The organism is Mycobacterium kansasii ATCC 12478 (assembly GCF_000157895.3).
In the GTDB taxonomy this organism is placed as follows: Bacteria; Actinomycetota; Actinomycetes; order Mycobacteriales; family Mycobacteriaceae; genus Mycobacterium; species Mycobacterium kansasii.
The window spans coordinates 3,429,475-3,449,196 of record NC_022663.1 but is presented as its reverse complement, the minus strand read 5'-3'; the positions used below and the strand labels follow the sequence as shown (position 1 = coordinate 3,449,196).

The 19,722-nt window shown below is 65.9% G+C and carries 17 protein-coding genes, 2 pseudogenes and 1 riboswitch; of the genes and pseudogenes, 8 read left to right on the top strand and 11 right to left on the bottom strand.

Annotated elements, in window-relative coordinates; all coding sequences use genetic code 11:
• Positions 1–74 precede the first annotated feature (74 nt).
• Positions 75–266 carry a hypothetical protein gene (locus MKAN_RS15055; RefSeq protein ID WP_023369406.1) on the bottom strand — a complete coding sequence of 64 codons (192 nt, stop codon included), beginning with the start codon at positions 264–266 and terminating at the stop codon, positions 75–77.
• Positions 267–548: 282 nt separating this feature from the next.
• Positions 549–721, bottom strand: a riboswitch (M-box (ykoK) riboswitch).
• Between the two features lie 72 nt (positions 722–793).
• Here MKAN_RS15055 and MKAN_RS15050 point away from each other — a divergent pair.
• Positions 794–1,459 (top strand): O-methyltransferase, encoded by a 666-nt coding sequence (locus MKAN_RS15050; protein WP_023369404.1) that lies wholly within the window; start codon positions 794–796, stop codon positions 1,457–1,459.
• Here MKAN_RS15050 and MKAN_RS15045 read toward each other — a convergent pair whose 3' ends face one another.
• The 7 genes from MKAN_RS15045 to MKAN_RS15015 form a co-directional block, all read right to left on the bottom strand.
• The gene (locus tag MKAN_RS15045; protein ID WP_036443900.1) at positions 1,460–3,472 is read right to left on the bottom strand and encodes an acyltransferase family protein; all 2,013 of its coding nucleotides are present in this window, start codon (positions 3,470–3,472) and stop codon (positions 1,460–1,462) included.
• Between the two features lie 204 nt (positions 3,473–3,676).
• A complete protein-coding gene (locus MKAN_RS15040) occupies positions 3,677–4,846 on the bottom strand; it encodes a CaiB/BaiF CoA transferase family protein (protein WP_023369399.1) in 1,170 nt (389 codons plus the stop codon).
• Positions 4,839–5,768, bottom strand: a complete 930-nt coding sequence (locus MKAN_RS15035) for an SDR family NAD(P)-dependent oxidoreductase (RefSeq protein ID WP_023369398.1) — start codon at positions 5,766–5,768, stop codon at positions 4,839–4,841. The genes MKAN_RS15040 and MKAN_RS15035 overlap by 8 nt, the downstream gene beginning before the upstream one ends.
• Positions 5,768–7,606 (bottom strand): flavin-containing monooxygenase, encoded by a 1,839-nt coding sequence (locus MKAN_RS15030; protein ID WP_023369396.1) that lies wholly within the window; start codon positions 7,604–7,606, stop codon positions 5,768–5,770. The genes MKAN_RS15035 and MKAN_RS15030 overlap by 1 nt, the downstream gene beginning before the upstream one ends.
• On the bottom strand, positions 7,603–8,781 hold the full coding sequence (locus MKAN_RS15025) for an LLM class flavin-dependent oxidoreductase (RefSeq protein WP_023369394.1): 1,179 nt from the start codon (positions 8,779–8,781) through the stop codon (positions 7,603–7,605). The genes MKAN_RS15030 and MKAN_RS15025 overlap by 4 nt, the downstream gene beginning before the upstream one ends.
• Positions 8,778–10,148, bottom strand: coding sequence for an aromatic ring-hydroxylating oxygenase subunit alpha (locus MKAN_RS15020; protein ID WP_036443898.1), 1,371 nt, complete (start codon positions 10,146–10,148; stop codon positions 8,778–8,780). Before MKAN_RS15020 ends, MKAN_RS15025 begins: the two co-directional genes overlap by 4 nt.
• A gap of 17 nt (positions 10,149–10,165) precedes the next feature.
• The gene (locus MKAN_RS15015; RefSeq protein WP_023369390.1) at positions 10,166–11,032 is read right to left on the bottom strand and encodes an SDR family NAD(P)-dependent oxidoreductase; all 867 of its coding nucleotides are present in this window, start codon (positions 11,030–11,032) and stop codon (positions 10,166–10,168) included.
• 125 nt (positions 11,033–11,157) lie between these two features.
• Here MKAN_RS15015 and MKAN_RS15010 point away from each other — a divergent pair, with 125 nt between their 5' ends.
• From MKAN_RS15010 to MKAN_RS14995, 4 genes are read left to right on the top strand one after another with little or no spacing between them, the layout of a single operon-like run.
• Positions 11,158–12,801, top strand: a complete 1,644-nt coding sequence (locus MKAN_RS15010; protein ID WP_023369387.1) for an SMP-30/gluconolactonase/LRE family protein — start codon at positions 11,158–11,160, stop codon at positions 12,799–12,801.
• Positions 12,802–12,812: 11 nt separating this feature from the next.
• A complete protein-coding gene (locus tag MKAN_RS15005) occupies positions 12,813–13,562 on the top strand; it encodes a GntR family transcriptional regulator (RefSeq protein WP_023369385.1) in 750 nt (249 codons plus the stop codon).
• Positions 13,563–13,564: 2 nt separating this feature from the next.
• Complete coding sequence (locus MKAN_RS15000; RefSeq protein WP_023369383.1) at positions 13,565–15,163, top strand: AMP-binding protein; 1,599 nt, start codon at positions 13,565–13,567, stop codon at positions 15,161–15,163.
• Position 15,164: 1 nt separating this feature from the next.
• Positions 15,165–15,938, top strand: a complete 774-nt coding sequence (locus MKAN_RS14995) for an SDR family NAD(P)-dependent oxidoreductase (protein WP_023369381.1) — start codon at positions 15,165–15,167, stop codon at positions 15,936–15,938.
• 125 nt (positions 15,939–16,063) lie between these two features.
• Here the strand turns inward: MKAN_RS14995 and MKAN_RS33035 are convergent.
• A pseudogene (locus MKAN_RS33035) lies at positions 16,064–16,264 on the bottom strand (class I SAM-dependent methyltransferase); the annotation flags it as partial.
• Between the two features lie 153 nt (positions 16,265–16,417).
• Between MKAN_RS33035 and MKAN_RS14985 the strand changes: the two are divergent.
• The 3 genes and pseudogenes from MKAN_RS14985 to MKAN_RS32600 all read left to right on the top strand — a co-directional run.
• Positions 16,418–17,875, top strand: coding sequence for an NAD(P)/FAD-dependent oxidoreductase (locus MKAN_RS14985; RefSeq protein ID WP_023369377.1), 1,458 nt, complete (start codon positions 16,418–16,420; stop codon positions 17,873–17,875).
• A gap of 20 nt (positions 17,876–17,895) precedes the next feature.
• The gene (locus MKAN_RS30520) at positions 17,896–18,072 is read left to right on the top strand and encodes a hypothetical protein (protein WP_023369375.1); all 177 of its coding nucleotides are present in this window, start codon (positions 17,896–17,898) and stop codon (positions 18,070–18,072) included.
• A gap of 63 nt (positions 18,073–18,135) precedes the next feature.
• Positions 18,136–18,270: pseudogene (locus MKAN_RS32600) on the top strand (IS256 family transposase); the annotation flags it as partial.
• Between the two features lie 103 nt (positions 18,271–18,373).
• Here the strand turns inward: MKAN_RS32600 and MKAN_RS14980 are convergent.
• Entirely contained in the window at positions 18,374–18,841 is a 468-nt protein-coding gene (locus tag MKAN_RS14980; protein ID WP_023369371.1) for an SRPBCC family protein, read from the bottom strand.
• On the bottom strand, positions 18,838–19,704 hold the full coding sequence (locus tag MKAN_RS14975; protein WP_036395025.1) for a rhomboid family intramembrane serine protease: 867 nt from the start codon (positions 19,702–19,704) through the stop codon (positions 18,838–18,840). Before MKAN_RS14975 ends, MKAN_RS14980 begins: the two co-directional genes overlap by 4 nt.
• Positions 19,705–19,722 lie beyond the last annotated feature (18 nt).

Sequence of the window (19,722 nt, the reverse complement as noted above, 5' to 3'; positions counted from 1 at the left end):
GCGGGCAGGCCGATTCAGCGGGTGGGACGCCGGATCGACGCCTCCCCCACTAAGTCGGTAGTGACACGTTGCGCTTAGTGCGGGCCGGTGATCACCGCAATGGGCATCCGCGCCAGGTACGCGTCGGCTCGCTGCTGTGGGGTCATCGTGAAGGACGCGCTCAGCTTGCCCGACAGCCTACGGCCGGCGCGCAGCACCGACCGGCGGCCTTTGGTCGCCCGGGTAAACAATTGTGGTGCAACGTGGTTCGTGGTTGTCGTGGTCATTGCTCTCTCCTGCCGGCAGCCCGATCGACTTGCGCCATTCGCCGGCGATTCGAGCGCCCGGTCAAGCGCCGCTAAGTGGCCTGTGCGCATGCGCACGCGGCAACGGCAGTCCGGGAAAGCTCAGGCGGCAGGGATGCCGGAGCCGGATCGGGACAAGACGGATTTCGGATAAGGACTATCGCCCGGACTACTCATCTCGCCCTCACCTCCTCACGGCCAGGACACACGCGGGTGTCACCATAGTCACCTGTACGAGGCGGGAACGCCCGGCGCCAACGGCTGGGCACACCCCTCTCGTCGGAGCTTCGGCACTGCACGGCGTATCCGGACCTCGTCCGGAAGCCACTTGGGCTCAACCCTTAAGCCGGGAAGAGCTGTCCTGACCCGGGGCGTCTCTCGACGTTCGGGGTCAGTGGCCTGTATCCATGCAGACGCCTCACCTACCGAGGTGCTTGCGGGTCTAATGCTTACACCGGTATCGGCGGCTCGTCAAACGGGCTACGCGGCCCCCACCTACCCTCGAAGCCATGGTCACTACTTTGCAGGAACCCAGGATCGCGGCGGCGCTCAATCGGATGTACCGCGAAACCGCTGATCAGATGACGCAGTTGCGCGACAAACGGGAGGATCTCGAGCAGCTCTCCTCGATGAGCAGCCGCGAACGCGCGGATGCGTTGAGTGCGTTCTACATCCCGGTGACCCCCGAAGCGGGCCAGCTGCTGTACGCGCTGGTGCGCGCTACTCGTCCCGGCACGGTCGTCGAATTCGGGATGTCCTTCGGTATTTCCGCGATCCATCTGGCCGCGGCGGTGCGCGACAACGGGACCGGCCGGGTGGTCACCACCGAGCTCAGCGCCACCAAGATCGCCGCCGCGAAACGGACTTTCGCCGAAGTCGGACTGGACGACCTCATCACCATTCTGGACGGAGATGCGCTCTCGACGCTGACCACCCTGGACGGCCCGGTCGGTTTCGTCCTGCTCGACGGCTGGAAAGAGCTGTACCTGCCGGTGATCCGGTTGCTCGAACCGTCGCTGTCCGCTGGTGCGTTGATCGTCGCCGACAACACCGAGGCCGCCGACACCCGGCCTTATTTGGATTATGTGCGTGATCCCGGCAACGGCTATGTGAGCTTCAACTTCCCCGCCAGGCGCCAAGACAGCATGGAACTGAGCTGCTGGGCGCGCACCTGACTACCTGAGCGACTCCTCGAGCCAGGGCAACAGCCACTTCACGCCTTCCGGAGTGAGGTGGACGCCGTCGCTGCGCACCTGGATCCCGTCGACCTTGGCGGTGTAAACGCCGTCGGGACACAGCTTCTTGTTCAGATCGATGATCCCGACATTTGGATGCTCGCGAACCGTGTTGCGCAGCATGGTGTTCCATTGGTTGACCCGGTCGGGCTGGTCCTCCGGGTAGAGGCGGCCGTCGGGTTTCTCGCCGCCGCGGCTATAGGGGACGGTGGCCACCATCACCCGGACACCGCTGGAGCCGACGATATTGAGAGCCCGTTGCAGCTCGAAGTTGAGGTAGCCGTCGAAAGTCGGGTCACCGATGTGGGTCCACTTTCCTTCGTTGACCCGGTCCACGGTCTCCCACCGACCGATGATCAGCAGCGCGACATCGGGCTGATCCTGACTGATCTGTGCCGACCATCTGTTGGGCCAGCCGTCGCATTCCGGTCTTTGCTCCAGGGTCTGGCCGATGTAGCGATACGGGGTGCCGCGCACCAGGCTGCAGCCGATCACCGTGTGGTCGACGAATCGGAACCCGGGCGTGGGTGGCAGGTAGTGCATCATGGTCCAGCCGATCGAATCACCGAACACCGAAACGGTGAACGGCCGGTTGGGATCCCGCGGCCCGGCGTTCGGCCCGGGCCGGCTCGGCCCCGGCGGCGACGGGGATACCGCCGCCACCGCCGAAACGCCGGGCGGCAGACCGACTTCGCGCAGACCGGGCCCGGTTGCGACGGGCACGACCAGCATGGTCGCCGCGGCCGCGGTCGCCACGGTGGCCGCGGCCAACGGCAGCAGCGGTACCCGCGCCGGCCGCCAGCGCCGGATGGGTTGCTCGATCAACCACCATGATGCGGCGGCCAAGGCGACGGTGACGGCACAGCGAACACCGAATAGTTTGAACCCGGTCCATCCGGTGCGTTCTCCGTTGAGCGCCAGGAAGATCGGCCAATGCCACAGATAGATGCCGTACGAAATGGCGCCCAGCCACACCAACGGCCGCCACGCCAACAGCCGCGCCACCGCGCCGCGCTGCTCGATCGCCACCGGGGCGACCACGAAGACGGCGGCCACGGCCACGCCGAGCAGCAGGCCGTGCCGGAATTCGGTGACACTGCCCGTGGCGAAGTGAGTCGCCGCCGCCAGGCCGGCCACGCCGATGACCGGCAGCACGCGGGCCATCCGCCGCCCCCACCGTGTCCGCAGCAGGCACCAGCCGCGGTTCATCGCGGGCCAATCCCGAATCAGCAGAGCCGATGCCGCGGCGCCGATCAACAGGGCCTGGGCCCGCGTGTCGGTGCCGAAATAGATCCGGTCACGCGTGGCCGCCGAGACAAAGACGATGGCCGCCGCGGCAGAGACCAGCGCACCCAGGGTGGCGATCACGAAGGCGGCGAACCGCACGTGCCCCACCGTGGTCTTGGCGAAGTAGCGTTTGGCGCGGACCGCCAACAGCAACGTCACCGCGATCAGTAGCAGCGGCCAGGCGATGTAGTACTGCTCCTCCACCCCCAGCGACCAGGTGTGCTGCAGCGGTGACGGCGGGGCGCCCTGGGTGAAGTAGTCGGTCTTCTGCGCCACGAACCGCCAGTTGGCCATCCACAGGAAAGCGGCGATGGCGTCGCTGCGAAGACCGGTAAGCGCTTGGTAGGGAAGGAATTCGCGCGCCGCGGTGACGGTGAGCACCATCAGGACCAGCGCCGGCAGCAGCCGTCGGGCGCGGCGAATCCAAAACGCGGTCAGGCTGATACGGCCGGTGTGGCGCAGCTCGTCGAGCAGCAGCGACGTGATCAGGAATCCGCTGAGGACGAAGAAGACGTCCACCCCGATGAACCCGCCGGACATGCCGGGAATGCCGCCATGGCCGGCGAGAACCAGGGCAACGGCGATCGCGCGCAGACCGTCCAGCGCCGGGATACCGCCGTGTCGCTCGGGCCGCTCCGAGACAGCTCGCCGTCCCGCGCGGCGCACCGGGGCCACCCAACGGGGCCGCGGTGCCGAACGTGCCGGTGCGGAATCCTTTCCGCCCGGCTCAGTGCTCGCTGTTAACGCGCCCTGACCAGATTGCCGCCCGGCGCCGTCGTTGCTGCCGATACGTCGCTGCCCCTCCTCGTGATCCCAGTCAGCTTAGCTACGGCAGCGCCGAAATCGTCTTCAAGACACGCGAGGACGGGCTCATTCGGCGGCGTCGGCCTCGACTCCCACCCCCAGCTCGTCGAGCACCGCCGCGGTATGTGCACCCAGTTCGGGGGCCGGACCGGCGACTCGGCCCGGCGTTCGGGAAAACCACGTCGGCACACCCGGAAAGCGCACCGGCCCTTGGGGAGTGTCCACCGTCTCGAAGAAATCCACGGCACGGAGGTGCGGGTCGTCGAACAGCGACGCGGGACTGGACAACGGCGACGCCGGTATCTCCAGCTCCCGGAACAAATCGAGCCATTCCCGGGTGGTGCGCTGGGCAATCGTTTCGGCCAGTAGCGCATATACCGTGTCGATCTCGCGCGCGCGTCCCTCCAGCGTGGCGTAACAACTACCGGCCCAGGGCGGCCGCACCGCGTCGACGAAGGCCGCCCAGTGCTTGTCGTTGTAGATCAGCGCGGCGATGTAGCCGTCGCTGGTCCGGTACGGCCGCCGGTTGGGAGCCACCGTGCGCGGATAGACCGCCGGACCCAGCGGCGGATCGAACATGGCGCCGTTGGCGTGCTCCACCAGCATGAAAGCGGCCATCGTTTCGAACATGCCGACTTCCACTTCTTGCCCTTCACCGGTGCGTTCCCGGTGAAACAACGCCATCATCGTGGCGTAGAGAGCGGTCAGACCGGCCACCTTGTCGGCCAAAATTGTTCCCACATAATTGGCTTCACCGGTCAGCTGCTCCTGGACGAACGGCAGACCGCACGCCGCCTGGATGGTGTCGTCATAGGCCGGCAGATCCCGGTAGGGTCCGCGCCGGCCGTATCCGTAGCAGTTCGTGTAGACGATGCCCGGATTGATGGCGGCTACCTCGGGATAGCTGAAGCCGAGCCGGTTGATCGCTTTGGACCGCATCGAGTGGATGAAGACGTCGGCCTGTTCGACGAGCGCGCGCAGCGCCGACTTGCCGGACTCGGAGCGCAGGTCCGCGGTGATGGCGCGCTTGCCCCGGTTGACGTTTACGAATACACCGCTCATTCCGCGGGCCGGGCCGACCGAAATGTAACGGGTGTCGTCGCCGTTCGGCGGCTCCACCTTGATGACGTCGGCACCCATGTCGGCCATGATCTGGGTGCAGTAGGGGCCCATCACCATTGCGGTCAGATCGACGACGCGCACCCCGGCCAGCGGGCCCGCGTTGTTGCTAGGCATGTCGCAATCCGCTACTGCGCGCGGCCATCTCGAAGCTGTATCGGATGTGTTCGCCGTGACCGTCCGGCACCACCGGAAAAACCTGAGGGTCCGCGAGGTCGCGGATGTCGCCGAGGTGCTCGGCCACGTCCTCGATCGTCCACGACGGACGATGCACGCCGGGCGATTCGGCCACCACCGCGGTGGCCACCCGGCCGGCCAGCGCCACCAGCATTTCGCCGGTGACCGGGCATGATTCGTGCGCCAGCAGCCCGACGACCGGTGCCACCAGCTCTGGCCCCATCGGCGGATACGCCGAAATATCCAGGCCCTCGGCCATTCTCGTCACCGCCGCGGGAACGATCACGTTGCAGAGCACTCCTTCCGGGGCTCCCTCGAGCGCCACGGCATTGGACAGGCCCACCAGGCCGGCTTTGGCGGCGGCGTAGTTGGCCACGCCATGATTGCCGTAGAGGCCGCCGATCGACGACGTCAATACGATACGGCCGTAGTGCGCAGCACACATGAGCGGGAACGCCGGCCGCACCACGTGGAAGGCTCCGCGCAAGTGCACGTCGATGACGGAATCGAAGTCCTGGTAACTCATCTCCTTCAACGAGGCGCGGCGCACCGTGCCGGCGTTGTGGATGAGGACGTCGATCCGCCCGTAGTGTTCCAGCGCCGTCTGGATGATCGCCTGGCCGCCCGCAGCGGTGGCCACCGATTCGACGCATGCGACGGCGTCCCCTCCGGCAGCCCGGATCTCGGCCACCACCCGGTGCGCCGGGCTCGGGTCCATACCGTCGCCGGTCAGGCTGGAGCCGATGTCGTTGACGACGACCTTGGCGCCCCGGGAAGCGAGCAGCAGCGCATAGGCGCGGCCCAGTCCGCGGCCGGCCCCGGTGACCACGGCCACCCGATCGTCGAATCTCAGTTGAGTCATCACGATTCCAGGACGAGGCCATCCAGGTCGCCCTGGTCACGCCAGGCGCTCAGCAGGTCACCAAAGGCGTAGAACCCGGGCCCGTACGGCTCGCCCAAATGTGACCGGATCCCTTCGCTGCCGCCGCCTTCGTTGTTGTAGTAGCCCGGCGTGCATTCCATGTCGAATTGGGTGTTGTCGATCGCCGTCTCCCGGATGATACGGCACCAATCATCTTGTGCCTCTTGGGTTGGCTCTACGGTCGTGGCGCCGCGTGCCAGCGCTTGCGCAATGATGTAGGCAATGTGCTCGCCCTGCAATTCGTAGTTTGCGGCGATGTTGGCAGAGATACCCACCTGGGTGAAGCCGGTGAAGAACTGGTTGGGGAACCCACAGCTGGTAAAGCCGTGGAATGTCCGGTAGCCGTTGCGCCAGTATTCGAAAAGCGAATGTCCGTCGCGGCCCTCGATCGCGTCGATCGAGTAGCGGCGGCTGATCTCGGTGGTGATCTCGAATCCGCTCGCGTAGATGATGCAGTCCAGCTCGTACTCGACACCGTTGGCTACCAAGCCCTTTTCGGTGGCCCGCTGCACTCCTTTGGTCGCGGACACGTCCACCAGCGTCACATTGGGGCGGTTGAAGGTCGGCAGGTACTCGTCGTTGGTACACGGCCGCTTGCACAGGAATCGGTAGTACGGTTTGAGCGCTTCGGCGGTTTCGCGGTCCTCGACGATGCTCGAGACCCGGCGCCGAAGGCGTTCCATGACCTTGTAGTCCTCCTCCTCCCGTATCGCCATGAACTGCTCCGGGGTCAGCGACGCCGGATCCGCCAGCGCGCGCACCCGTGCGGCGGTGTTGCGTCCCAGTTCGGTCCAGAAGTCGCAGACATAGTCGGGCTGGCCGAGCGCCATTCCCTCGAACGTCCAGGCGTGGAAGTTGCGTTGGCGTTCCTTCTGCCAGCCCGGCTTGAGCGATTTCACCCACGCAGCGTCGGTAGGCACATTGTTGCGCGGGCCCACGGATGACGGGGTGCGCTGAAAGACGTAGAGGTGCTTGGCATCCCGGCCCAGGTACGGCACGATCTGGACGGCGGTCGCCCCGGTGCCCACCACCCCGACTCGCTTGTCGCGAAGGTTGACCAGCCCACCGTTGCTGTCGCCGCCGGTGTAGTCGTAGTCCCAGCGGGAACTGTGAAAGCTGTGCCCCTTGAAGTCTTTGATACCGGGGATGCCGGGCAGCTTGGGCCGGTGGAATGGGCCGGAGGCCATCACCACGAAACGGGCCCGCAGGTCATCGTCGCGGTTGGTGCCGACCCGCCAGCGTTTGATCTCGTCGTCCCAGCGCAACGCTCGCACCTGGGTGGAGAAGATCGCTGAATCGTAGAGGCCGTAGTGCTTTCCGATGCGCCGGCAATGCTCGTAGATCTCGGTGCCGTCGGCGAACTTCTTGCTCGGAATGTAGTTCAGCTCTTCCAGGAGCGGTACGTAGCAGTAGGATTCGTTGTCGCACTGCAGTCCGGGATAGCGGTTCCAGTACCAGACGCCACCGAAATCACCGCCCAGCTCGATGATCCGCACGTCGTCGACGCCGGCCTTCTTCAGATACGCGCCGCACAGCAGCCCGCCGAAACCGCCGCCGAGCACCAGGACGTCGATGTCCGCCGATATCGGAGCGCGATCGGGCGGCGGCGTGTAGGGGTCGCTCTCGTAATAGCCCGCGAAGTCGTCGACGAGTTCGATGTACTGCCGCGAGCCCTCCGGCCGCAGCCGTTTTTCCCGCTCGCGGCGGTACTTTTCCCGCAGCGCAGGCAGGTCGATGTCCTGCGGCGTCTGGGTCGGCGGGCAGTCGGGGGCCGTCATGCCAGGGCGTTTTCCGGCAGCGCCGCCGGATGCAACGGCGCCGGCATGTCATGCGCCGCGGGCAGCACCTCCTTGGCGAACAGCTGGGTGCTCGCCATCGCCTCCTCGTAGGGCATGGTGCCGAACTGTGGGACGATGGTCAGCTCGCAGAACGAACACGCCTCCTGCGCGGCGCGAAGCCGCGTGAAGATTTCCTCCGGTGTCCCGATCAGCAGGTTGGAGGCGTGATAGCCCGGCGTCTTGGGAGCGCCCTTGGGGTCACCGGTCACCGACGAGGCCAGCACGGCGGTAGCGCTGGCCTCCCGGGCCGCATAGGCCTCATAGCCCTTGACACCCTTGAAGTTCGACGCATCGGCAAACCCGTAGTGCACCGTCACGTCGCGGTTCGCCGTCCAGATCCACTCCTCGGACTTGGCGGCGTCTTCGGGTTTGGCGGTGCAGTACATGAACATGACGTTCTTGGGCTGACAGGGCGGCAGACCCGCTTCTTTGCGGAAGATGTTGACCTGCTGGACTTCCCGGCCGGCGTCCGCGATGGGCTTGTTGCCCACGAACAGCGGAACCATACCGCGGCGGGCCAGGATCTCCAGCGACTCGGCCGTCGACGACGAACTGTAGATCCTGGAGAACAGGTCGCGGCTTTGAGGTTCCGGGCGCAGCGACATCTCCGGAACCGTGAAGATCTCGCCGTCGTAGGAGAACCGCTTCCCGGACAGCGCCAGCTGCAGGATGTCCAGCGTTTCGTTGAAGCGCTGGCGGCTTTCCTCGCGGGGGACGCCGACGGCGGCGAACTCCCCCTTCGACACCCCGCGTCCGATTCCGATCGTGGTATACCGCCCGTTGGAAAGAATGTCGAGATAGGCGATTTGGTGGGCCAGCCGGACCGGATGCCACCACGGTGCGACGACGACGAAGGTACCCAGGCTGACCCGCTCGGTGCGTCCGGCGAAATAGCTCAGCGCCTGAATCGGGTTGGGCGTCATGCCGTACGGGGTACCGCAGTGCTCGGGCAGCCAGATGCCGTCGAACCCCAGCGGTTCGGCCAGGTCGCCGAGTGCGAGCGTGGCCTGCACGCACTGCCAGTCGGGGGTGGCCGGCGGGTGGCCGAAATCCTCGGCCAGCACTCGTTCCCAGTCGTTCGAGTTGTGCGCGCCCAGACCGATGTTGACCTTCATCGCTGCGTCTCCGTTGTCAATTGGCGTGGGGCGCCGGTCCCCAGGTATTCGGCGAGATTTCGGTGCAGGTTGGCGGTGCTGCGTTCCATGTACGGGTTGGGTTTGGGGCCGAGGAATCCCAGTGACCTCATGCCCCGCTGAACCGCAGCCATGTTGGAGAAGTCCTGCGGCAGCACGGTGCGCCAGCCCGGGTCGTCCGGTGGTGTGTACACCCATTCGGTGTGTGGCTCTTCGCCTTTCGGGAATAGCTCGTAGCAGGCGGCTTCGAAGATGCACTGGTCGGGATGGTAGCCGTGCGGCCGGGCGCTGTAGCACAGTGCGGTGGTCAGGCCCTGCCCGATCTGGAAGTTCGGAAAGATCTGCCAGGCGGTGCCGCTGCTGGCCAGGTGTTCGGGATCGATGGCCGGCCAGACCACGCCCCGGGCCGCGTCGTCGCGTCGTGCGGAGGTGAGCCAGTGCTCGAGCACCCGACTCGCGGGGGTGTCCTCGGGCAGTTCGTCGACCAGCCGGAGCGCCGCGTCCACCAACGTCTTGGTGGTGGTCGCGTTGGTCTCGTCCAGGGTGTAGCGCTGCATTTCGGCTGTCGACACGCGCGGGTCGGTGCCGGTGCCGAGGCGGATCTTGGATTTGGTCTCTTCCAGACCTTTCGGCGCGTCGTAACCGATGTTGCTGTGCTTTCCGTGCGCCTTGGCCCAGCCGCGGAAGTTGCCGAACTTGTTGAATTGCGGATGGGTGGTGGCGACGTGGTAGGTCTCGTTGAAAGCCTCCATCGCCACCTTCCAATTACATTGGAAATACAGCCACTTCCGCCATTTGCAACGCATGTCCTGCAGGTGGAAGGGGTCGAGCATGGTAGCGGCGGGTTCGAGATAGTCCCGCAGGGGTTCTGCGCCCGGATCCATGTTGATCCAGATCCAGCCGCCCCAGGTGTCGACGTGAACGGGCGCCAGATGGGTGTTCTCCGGGGTCAGGGCTCCTTGCCAATCCTGTTGTTCGGGTACGTGAATGCAGTTGCCGTCCCGGTCGTAGGTCCAGCCGTGGAAACCGCAGACGAACGACTTCTTGTGGCCGCATGTGCTCTTGGCGCCCGCCGGGATATCCACCAGCCGGCGGCCGCGGTGCATGCAGACGTTGTGGTGTGCTTTGAGGGTGTCGGGTGCGGTGCGCACCACCACGATCGAGTCGTCGAGAATGTCGTACGTGAGGTAGCTGCCCACCTTCGGGAGATCTTCGACGCGCCCGACTTGCTGCCATACCTTGCGCCACAGCTTGTCTCGTTCGGCGCGGGCATAGTCCTCGGAAAGGTAGGCTTCGACGCCGATCGTGACCGGCGCGCTCAGCTCGGCATCGGTTTCTGCCGGGTCCATCGAATTCTCCATCCAGCTCAGGCCTCCCAGCGCTTGATCGCCGCGCGAAACGACTGGTCCTTGAGAAACAGCGAGGTGTTGTCGGTGTCCAGATGTCCCCACTTGAGGTTCAAGCCGCCGTCCACCAGCAGTGTTTGTCCGGTGATGTAGCTCGACAGGTCGGACAGCAGAAAGAGGACGGCGCCGGCCACCTCCGCCGGGCGTCCGCGCCGTCCCATCGCAATGGCTCGGCGGTCGCGGTCGGGGTCCTCGTCGGTGTAGGTGCGTGACGCCGGTGTCTCGGTGACCCCGGGCGCCACGGCATTCACCCGGATCGCGGCTTCGCCTGCGTCGCAGGCAAGTTCGAGGGCCATCGTGCGGGTCGCCGCCACAATCGCGGCCTTGGCGGTGCCGTAGGCAATGTGAAACGGCGCGGTGTTCAACCCGCTGATCGAGGAGAGGGAAACGATCGAGCCGGGCCGTTTTCGTCGCTTCAGTTCCGCGGCCACCGCCTGGCTCATGAAAAACATCGTCTCCAGATTGCGGGCGAACAGCTCGCGCCAGTCGCTGCGAGTTACCCGGGTCGCAGGCATCCAGGTCGACGGGTCGGCGCCGCCGGCGACATTGACCAGGCCGTGCAGTTCGCCGTCGGTGCGCCGGACCGCGTCCATGGTGGCCCCGATGCCGTCGTCGGTGGCGATATCGGCCGCCACCGGCACCACCGGAAGTCCCTCGGCGATCAACGGGTCCAGGTGCAGGTCGAGATTGTCCTGCCCGCGACTCACCGCGACCACCGTCGCCCCCGCCTGGGCAACCAGGCGCGTGACGGTGGTGCCGATACCGCCACCAGCGGCGCCGGCGATCACCACGACGCGTCCGGCCAAACTCAACAGATCGTCAGTCATCTAATTGTCTGGACAAGATAACGGCGTGCACCCACAAAAGAACATGATTCTCGTTGGCGGCGCTGTGCGTCAAGGTGGGCCCCGGATGGCGCCGGCAGTATTGTCTGGACCAGTGATCGATTGCTATGGTCCGAGCAGTGATAGCCGGAACCGGATCGAGACACCACACGGCCCACTCGCAAGGCCGCTACCCGGCCGAGCGGCCACCGCGCGTCGCCGAAGGCTGGAGCCTGACCCGGCTCACCGCGCCCAGCCGCCTGTTCGGCGCCAACGGTCTGCGCACGGGTCCGGACGGCCGCGTCTACATCGCGCAGGTGACCGGCAGTCAGATCAGCGCGCTCGATCTGGCGTCCGGGCACCTCGACACCATCAGCCCCAAAGGAGGCGAGATTGTCGCACCTGACGACATCGCCTTCGGCCCGGACGGCAACCTCTATGCGACCGAGGTGATGGACGGGCGGGTCAGCCTGCGCGACCAGGCCGGTCGCACCCGGGTGCTTCGGGACGACCTGCCGTCCGCAAACGGGATCACCTTTCATGACGGCCGGTTGTTCGTCGGCGAGTGCCGCGAGGCTGGACGCCTGCTGGAACTCGACCTCAACGGTGGTGAGCCGCGGGTCTTGCTGGAAAACGTGCCGTTGCCCAATGCCATGGAGGTCGGGCCGGACGGGTTGTTGTACTTTCCGGTCATGGGCGCCAACGAGATTTGGCGCATCGATCCCGACGGAGGCGTCCCGGAATGCGTGGCCGGCGACCTCGGTGTTCCCGACGCGGTGAAGTTCGATCCCGACGGCCGGCTCGTCTCCACCCAGGTGCACAGCGGGCAGGTGCTGGCGATCGATCCGCGCACCGGGGACCGCACGGTGCTGGCGACGCTGACTCCCGGCCTGGACAACCTGACGTTTGTCGGTGAGCGGCTGTTCGTCTCGAATTTCACCGGTGCGATCACCGAAATCCTTCGCGATGGTACCGCCCGCCCGGCGCTGGAAGGGGGGTTGAATTGGCCGCTGGACCTGACGGTCGGCACGGACGGAGATCTCTACATCGCCGACGGAACCTACTTCTACGGCTTTTCGGGGGACGGCACGCTGCGCACCGCCGGGATGCTGTTCACGCCGGGATATCCCGGCTTCCTGCGTGGCGTGACGGCCGGTTGCCCGGGGGAATTCGTGGTCACCACGTCCAACGGCGAGGTGGCCCGCTACCGGCCGGAAGCCGGCGAAAGTGACGTCCTGGCAAGCGGATTCGACCAACTCTACGGCGTGGTGGTGGCTCCCTCCGGAGCCGTGGTGGTGGCCGAGCTGGGGACCGGACGGGTGCTGTCGATCGATCGCGGCCGGGTCGACGTGCTGGCCTCGGGCCTGGTTGAGCCGATTGGCGTGGCAATCACAGCCGACGGCACCTGCCTGGTCTCCGAGGCAGGCGCCGGACGGGTGCGCGGTATCGGCGACAGCGGCACGCTGCTGATCGGGCTGCAGCGTCCCCAGGGCATTCTGGCGCTCGGCCGCCACGTATTCGTCGTCGACTCCGGCGCAAAGGAACTCGTCTGTTTCGACCTCGGCAGCGGCGACCGGCACACCATCGCATCCGATCTGCCGATCGGCGCGCCGCCCGGGGTCGCGCCCAAGCCGCTGCGCGGGATGCCGCCGTTCTCCGGACCACAGGGCCCCTTCGCCGGCATCGCCGCCGGCCCCGACGGCACCCTTTACGTGTCTGCGGACGCCGACGGCAGCATACTGGCCCTTCGCCCGTCGGCCCGGGAATCCTGAAGGGCGCCAACGTGTCCGAACCCAAGGCGATCGACCACCGCTATCTGCAGGTGGCACGGACGCTGCGCAAGGAGATCGTCGACGGGGTTTACCCGGTGGGGTCGCAGTTGCCGACCGAGCATGAGTTGTGCGAGCGGTTCGCGGTAAGCCGCTACACGGTTCGTGAGGCATTGCGGCGGCTGCGCGACGACAACCTGGTGTCGTCGCGGCCACGCACCGGCACGCTCGTCATGCCGCGGCCGTCGGCCGATTCCTATGTCCAGCACGTCATGTCGATCAACGATCTGCTCGCGTTCGCTACCAGCACCCGGTTCGCGATCGAGTCGATCGCCATGGTCACCGTCGACGACGAGTTGGCGGACCACACCGGACTGGTTGGCGGTGAGCAGTGGCTGGCCGTCCGTGGATTTCGGCTTACTGAAGGTGCCGAGCCTGCCGGGATCGCGCTGTGCCGCACCGAGTACTACGTCAACCGGGCGTTTGCCGCGGTCGGCAGGCTGCTGCAGCGCCACCACGGTCCCATTTTCCCGCTGATCGAAGATCTGTTCGGGCTCAGTATCATCGAGGTTCATCAAGAGATTGCCGCGGTCCTCATTTCACCGGCGCTGGCCGAAGGCCTCGATGTCGAACCGGGTGCGCCTGCCCTGCAGGTGCGGCGTACCTACACCGCGTCCGACGGGCGGGTCGCCCAGGTCACGCTCAACACCCATCCTGCATCGCGATTTCGTCACTCGATGACGATGCGGCGGATGCGTGGCTGACCATGGCCCCAGACCGCAAGCTGATCGGCGGCCGATGGATCCGTTGGGACGACGCACGCGCCGCCGAAGCGTATGCACGCGGCTGGTGGGCAGGCGAAACGCTGGCCGACGCGCTGCGTGAGGGCGCGCGGCACGCGCCGCACCGGGTGGCGCTGGTCGACGGCGATAAGCGGCTGGATTGCCAAACCCTCTACCGCCGGGCGACGATGCTGGCGCACGCGCTGTTGAGTCGCCTGCCCCGCAACAGTGTGGTGTCGTTCATGCTGCCCAACTGGCACGAGGCCGCGGTGATCTACCTCGCCGCAACGCTGGCGGGACTGGTGGCCAACCCGATCCTGCCGTCCCTGCGGGATCGCGAGCTGCGGTTCATCCTCGAAGACGCCGACAGCCGAATGGTGTTCGTCCCTGCGCGTTTCGGCCGCCAGGATTACTGCGCGATGTTGCGGCGGGTGACCGCCGGGCTGGCGTCGCCACCCGATGTCGTGGTCGTGCGGGGGGATTGCCTCCCGAGCCAGCTCCCATTCCGGTCGCTGTTCGCCGGACCGGTGACCGGCCGCCAGCTGCCTGAGCCGGATCCCGATGCGGTGCGCATGATCCTGTATACCTCGGGAACCAGCGGGCGCGCGAAAGGTGTGCTGCACACTCATAATTCGATTCATGCGCTGATCCGTCAGATTGGTGAGCACTGGCTGGTCGAGCCGGGCGACACCTTCCTGGTCCCGTCACCGATCGCCCACATCGGCGGCTCCATCTATGCGTTCGAATGCCCGCTGCTGCTGGGCACCACCGCTGTGCTGATGGACCGCTGGAACGCCGAGGACGCGCTTCGGCTCATGCACGCCGAACACTGCACGCATATGGCCGGCGCCACCCCGTTTTTGGAGCAACTGCTCGCCGCCGCGCAACGAGCCGATGCCCGGCTACCCGACCTGAAGCTGTTCGTGTGTGGCGGCGCATCCGTATCTCCGTCGCTGATCCGCAGGGCGAGCGCGTATTTCGGACCGGCCGTCGTCACCCGGGTGTACGGCTCGACAGAGGTGCCGGTCACCACCGTAGGTTCACCGAATGACCTCGACCACGCCGCCAACACCGACGGCCGGGTCGGTTTCGCCGACGTCAAGCTGGTGTCCGGGGAGATCCTGGTGCGCGGACCCCAGATGCTGGCCGGCTACCAGCACCCGGACGACGAGGCCGGATCGTTCGACGCCGAAGGCTATTTCCACACCGGAGATCTCGGACGCTGGGTCGACGATGACTACCTGGTGGTCACCGGGCGGGCCAAGGACGTCATCATCCGCAACGGCGAGAACATCTCCCCGAAGGAAGTCGAGGACATTCTGGTCAACCATCCCGGCATCGCCGAGATCTCGATCGTCGGACTGCCCGACGAGCGCACCGGGGAACGGGCCTGCGCCGTCGTCGTACCCACGAGTCCGCCCGGCCCGGAGCTGGCCCAGTTGTGCAGCTACCTGGAAGCCGCCGGCCTGGCGCGGTTCAAAATTCCCGAACAGCTGGTGATCTGGGATGACCTGCCGAAGAATGAGGCGGGAAAGGTGCTCAAGCATCACATCAAGGCGGCGCTGATGAAAGTCGAGTCGTGAGATGCAGGTGGCGGTCGTCACGGGTGCAACGGGTGGGATCGGTTTCGGTTGCGCGACAAGGCTTGCCGAGATGGGGATGGCGGTGCTGGCGACGGGACGCAATGCCGACAAGCTGGCTGAGTTGGCACGTGCCATCGGCGATCCCGACCGAGTGGCCACCTGTGCAGTCGATCTGACCGACGACGACGCCCCCCGGCGGATCACCGACGTCGTGGTAACCCGTTGGGATCACATCGATTTCCTGGTCAACGCCGCAGGGGTGGGCAACCCGAAGCCGCTGCACGAGACCGCCGACGAATCCCTGGACTACTTCCTGAACTTGATGTTGCGGGCGCCCTTTCGCCTCACCCGCGAAGTGTTGCCGCACATGCCCGCGGGCTCCGGGATCGTCAACATCACCTCGACGTTCGCTGTCGTCGGCGGATTGCGCGGCGGGGCCTATTCGGCGGCCAAGGGCGGCCTCACCGCGCTGACCACCCACATCGCCTGCCAATACGGTGCGCAGGGAATACGGTGCAACGCCGTGGCTCCCGGGGTCATTCAGACACCCATGACCGAGCATCGGCTGCAGGAGGAGCGGTTCCGGCGGATCAATATGGAGATGACGCCGCATACCCGGCTTGGCACCGTCGACGACGTCGCCAGCACCGTGGCGTTCCTGTGCTCCCCCGGCGGTTCGTTCATCAACGGCCAGACGATCGTCGTCGACGGCGGCTGGAGCTCCACGAAATACCTCTCCGAATCGGCGCTGACCGCGCGGTGGATAACCGAATAGATTCGGTCCGTCACGCGGGTTAGCAATTGGCTCGTCCTCGTCTGCGTGGAGGAGTTTTTCGGGATGGCGCATCGTGTTGATGCGGGGTTGGCCGCGCTCGAGACGCGGTGGGGGTATCCACTCGGTTTAGGCGCGATCTTTTTGACGATGGTCGGCGGTAGGTCGAAGAATATCTGCCCCGCCGGCAAGCCGCTCGGCGCACTGGGTGATCAGCTCCATGGCCTGTTGGGCTGTAAGTACATCAGCAAGCCCTCTGCGATGATGAATACGCCTTTGCTGCCGTCCACGTTGTCCACCCAGGTGTAGTCCGAAGCGGACCGCCTGAGACTGGTGATACTGCTCGCTTCGGGTCGCTGACCCGAGCCTCCCAAGTCGCCGTCGTCCTAGACGGTGAGCGACTTCCCGCGATACCCTAGGGGGTATACTATCGGATGAGCAGCCGCAAGTAGCCTGTTAGCCAAATTCGACAAGGAGCGACCATGGCACGAGTCGTTATCCTCGGCGCCGGCATCGCCGGACATACTGCCGCTCTGCATCTGCGCCGATGGCTTGCCCGCAAGCACGAAATCGTGGTGATCTCGCCGAACGCGGACTGGAACTGGATTCCGTCCAACATCTGGGTCGGCGTGGGCCGCATGGAACCGGCGCAGGTGTTGATCCCACTCAAGCCGATCTACCAGCGCAAGGGCATCATCTTCCACCAGGCGCTGGCGACTGCCATCCGACCTGAGGGCACCGGTGCACAGACGTCGTCATCGGTGGACTTCACTTACACCGATGACGCCCGCCACGGCGAGACCGGCAGCGTTACCTACGACTACCTCATCAATGCCACCGGCCCCCAGCTGAATTTCGCGGCCACACCTGGCCTCGGGCCCGACGGACACTCGTACTCGGTGTGCACCGCCGCCCACGCGGCCGAGGCCGCCAAGGCGCTTGACGCGGTCATCGCCAAGCTGAAAGCGGGCCAGAAGCAGCGCCTCGTCATCGGCGTCGGACACGGCACTTGCACCTGCGAAGGCGCGGCGTTCGAGTACACCTTCAACGTCGAGCACAGACTGCGCTCGGCCGGAGTGCGAGATCTGGCCGAGGTCATCTACCTGACCAACGAGTACGAACTGGGCGACTTCGGAGTCGACGGCATGAGGTTTGTCGACAAGGGCTTCATGCAATCCAGCCGGTTGTGGACCGAGTCGCTTTTTCGCGAACGCGGCGTCAGGGCCATCACGCAGGCCCATGTGCACGAGGTGATGGATTGCAAGCTGCGATACGAGCAGCTCGACGGCAAGGAGCACGATCTGGACTTCGACTTCGCGATGCTGCTGCCACCGTTCAGGGGCGCCAGCCTGGCTGCCTACGACAACGCCGGCAACGACATCACCTCAACGCTTTTCGCGCCGTCCGGTTTCCTCAAGGTCGACGCGGACTACTCGGGCAAGCCGTACGACCAGTGGTCCGCCGAGGACTGGCCACACACCTACGAGTCCGTCGCCTACCCGAACATCTTCGCGCCGGGCATTGCATTCGCGCCCCCGCACCCGATATCCCGACCGCGCAAAAGCCTCACCGGGACGGTCATCACCCCCAGCCCACCGCGCACCGGCATGCCGTCGGGCATCATGGCCAAGACGGTCGCGGAGACCATTCGCGACCGCATCACCAAAAACGCCACAGCTCCGGCCCATCGCGCCTCCATGGCTACCATGGGCGCCGCGTGCATCGCGTCGGCTGGGACCGGCTTTCGCGAAGGTTCGGCTGCCGCGATGACGATGTTTCCGGTCGTTCCCGACCGGGTGCGCTACCCGCAGACCGGCCGCGACATCGCCGGCACATCCGGCGAGCTCGGACTGGCCGGCCACTGGATCAAAGTGCTCCTGCACTACCTGTTCATCTACAAGGCCAAGGCCAGGCCGTTCTGGTGGCTGATCCCTGAATGAAAGGCGCTCCCATGGCCCCTATGGATGCGGACAACAGCGACTCGGAGGTGAACGTCCAGACCGCCGAGCGCATCGCCGACGCTCCTTTGCCCACCGGTGCGAAGCTTCGCATGCGGCAGAACCTTCTGGTCCAGTTCTGGCGTTTTGCTCGCATCAATCTGAAAATGATGCGAATCATCTTCAGCGGCCACGACTAACCCATCGCAGCCATCCTGCTGCAATCCGGTGTGATCGCCGTCGTTTTGGAACGTGCTGGTCCAAAATTTCCGCCGGGCATGCAGGCCGAGATCCGCGATGGCTACTGGGCCTGCTTCGACACCACCGACCTCACCACCGAACCCGGCCCGGGGCTGGTCGAACTCATCGACGCCCGGCTGGGCGCGTTGGCTACCCGCTGACCGAATTCTTGGGCGCGGGCCTCGGACTTCAGCGAGAGGTAAGCGCACGCTGGCAGCGCCATCGCAGCGGCAAGCTAACCTGCCGACAGGCGCTTGCCGGTCACGCCGAGCGGCATTCGAAGTGGCGACGGATGCCGGACAGCATTGCCCGATGCGCCTTGACCGCCTCGCGGGTGGTGAACGCGGCCAGTAGCCGCGGCGCGGTGATCCGGATTCGCTCGGTGAGCCGGGTCCCGGTGTCGATCGGCTCGAAACTCACCGTTGCGCATAACTGGACCCCCGGCCACTGGTCGGCCAAGGTGCTGACATCGCCGTCGGTGGGGACGTACAGCCGTGCCCGGTAGCTGGTCCGGATAGCAAACGGCCCCAACGGGATTCGATCTACCACTCGATAGCTCTGCAGATAACCCTGCGCGGTTTCGCGGCGGCCCGTCGGCTGAACCGACATGATCAGTGGGTGCGCGAGCTTGATCTTGTCCAGGTCCACGTAGAAATCGCGGACCCGATCCGGTGGCGCCGGTACCGATTCGGACAACGCCCGATCGGCGCACGCCACCCACCGGCTCATGCCGAAAACTCAGCGAGCAGACTGGCGGTGCGCCACCAGGTCAGCCCGGCCAACACAATCAGGACAATGACCGTCGCAGCGACTTGGACCGCGTTCCGGCGTTCCCGCGGCGGGTAGACGTAGGCCGCCGCGACCAGCCCCCCGGTGACCAGCCCGCCCACGTGTCCCTGCCAGCTGATCAGTTGTGAGCTGACCGCCGGAACGACGAAGGTGAAGACCAGGTTGATCACGATGACCGCGACGACCCAGCGCACGTCGAGGGCCAGCCGTTTTCCCACCACGAAGGTCGCACCGAACAGGCCGAAGATTGCCCCCGATGCGCCCGCGGTCGCCGTATTCAGCGGCGACAGCAAGTAGACCAACACCGACCCGCCAAGCCCGCTCAGGGCGTACAGCGCGCCGAAACGCAGTCGCCCCAGCCATATTTCGAGCGGTGGGCCCACGACATACAGCGCCCACATGTTCAGGAGCAGATGCGTCGCGCCGTAATGCAGGAACGCCGAGGTCACCAGCCGATACAGCTGGCCGTCGGCCACCGCGGGTGACCACAGGGCCAGTTGCTTTTCCAAATTCCCCGACGACATCTGCACGACGAAAGCCAGCACATTGATCACTATCAGCGTGTAGGTGAGCACCGGCGTGGCCGACCGCTGCCGACCGCCGAAGCGGGTCCGCGGCTGTCGAACGGTCCGGGCGCCCGCTTGGACGCACTGCACACATTGGTGTCCGACAGCGGCGTCGCGCATGCAGTCCGCGCAGATATACCGTTCGCAACGGTTGCAGCGCACGTAGGCCCGACGGCCCGGATGCCGGTAACAGGTCGGCGCTTCGGCCGGCGACTCCGGCGCGCTGGGACTACTCATCGCACCATTCTTGCCCGG

Coding starts and splice junctions, on each gene's coding strand:
- MKAN_RS14995 (WP_023369381.1), top strand. CDS start 15,165: ATGCAGGTGGCGGTCGTCACGGGTGCAACGGGTGGGATCGGTTTCGGT.
- MKAN_RS15055 (WP_023369406.1), bottom strand. CDS start 266: ATGACCACGACAACCACGAACCACGTTGCACCACAATTGTTTACCCGG.
- MKAN_RS14975 (WP_036395025.1), bottom strand. CDS start 19,704: ATGAGTAGTCCCAGCGCGCCGGAGTCGCCGGCCGAAGCGCCGACCTGT.
- MKAN_RS15030 (WP_023369396.1), bottom strand. CDS start 7,606: ATGACGGCCCCCGACTGCCCGCCGACCCAGACGCCGCAGGACATCGAC.
- MKAN_RS15050 (WP_023369404.1), top strand. CDS start 794: ATGGTCACTACTTTGCAGGAACCCAGGATCGCGGCGGCGCTCAATCGG.
- MKAN_RS30520 (WP_023369375.1), top strand. CDS start 17,896: ATGGATGCGGACAACAGCGACTCGGAGGTGAACGTCCAGACCGCCGAG.
- MKAN_RS15020 (WP_036443898.1), bottom strand. CDS start 10,148: ATGGACCCGGCAGAAACCGATGCCGAGCTGAGCGCGCCGGTCACGATC.
- MKAN_RS15000 (WP_023369383.1), top strand. CDS start 13,565: ATGGCCCCAGACCGCAAGCTGATCGGCGGCCGATGGATCCGTTGGGAC.
- MKAN_RS14985 (WP_023369377.1), top strand. CDS start 16,418: ATGGCACGAGTCGTTATCCTCGGCGCCGGCATCGCCGGACATACTGCC.
- MKAN_RS15035 (WP_023369398.1), bottom strand. CDS start 5,768: ATGACTCAACTGAGATTCGACGATCGGGTGGCCGTGGTCACCGGGGCC.
- MKAN_RS15040 (WP_023369399.1), bottom strand. CDS start 4,846: ATGCCTAGCAACAACGCGGGCCCGCTGGCCGGGGTGCGCGTCGTCGAT.
- MKAN_RS15025 (WP_023369394.1), bottom strand. CDS start 8,781: ATGAAGGTCAACATCGGTCTGGGCGCGCACAACTCGAACGACTGGGAA.
- MKAN_RS14980 (WP_023369371.1), bottom strand. CDS start 18,841: ATGAGCCGGTGGGTGGCGTGCGCCGATCGGGCGTTGTCCGAATCGGTA.
- MKAN_RS15015 (WP_023369390.1), bottom strand. CDS start 11,032: ATGACTGACGATCTGTTGAGTTTGGCCGGACGCGTCGTGGTGATCGCC.
- MKAN_RS15010 (WP_023369387.1), top strand. CDS start 11,158: ATGGTCCGAGCAGTGATAGCCGGAACCGGATCGAGACACCACACGGCC.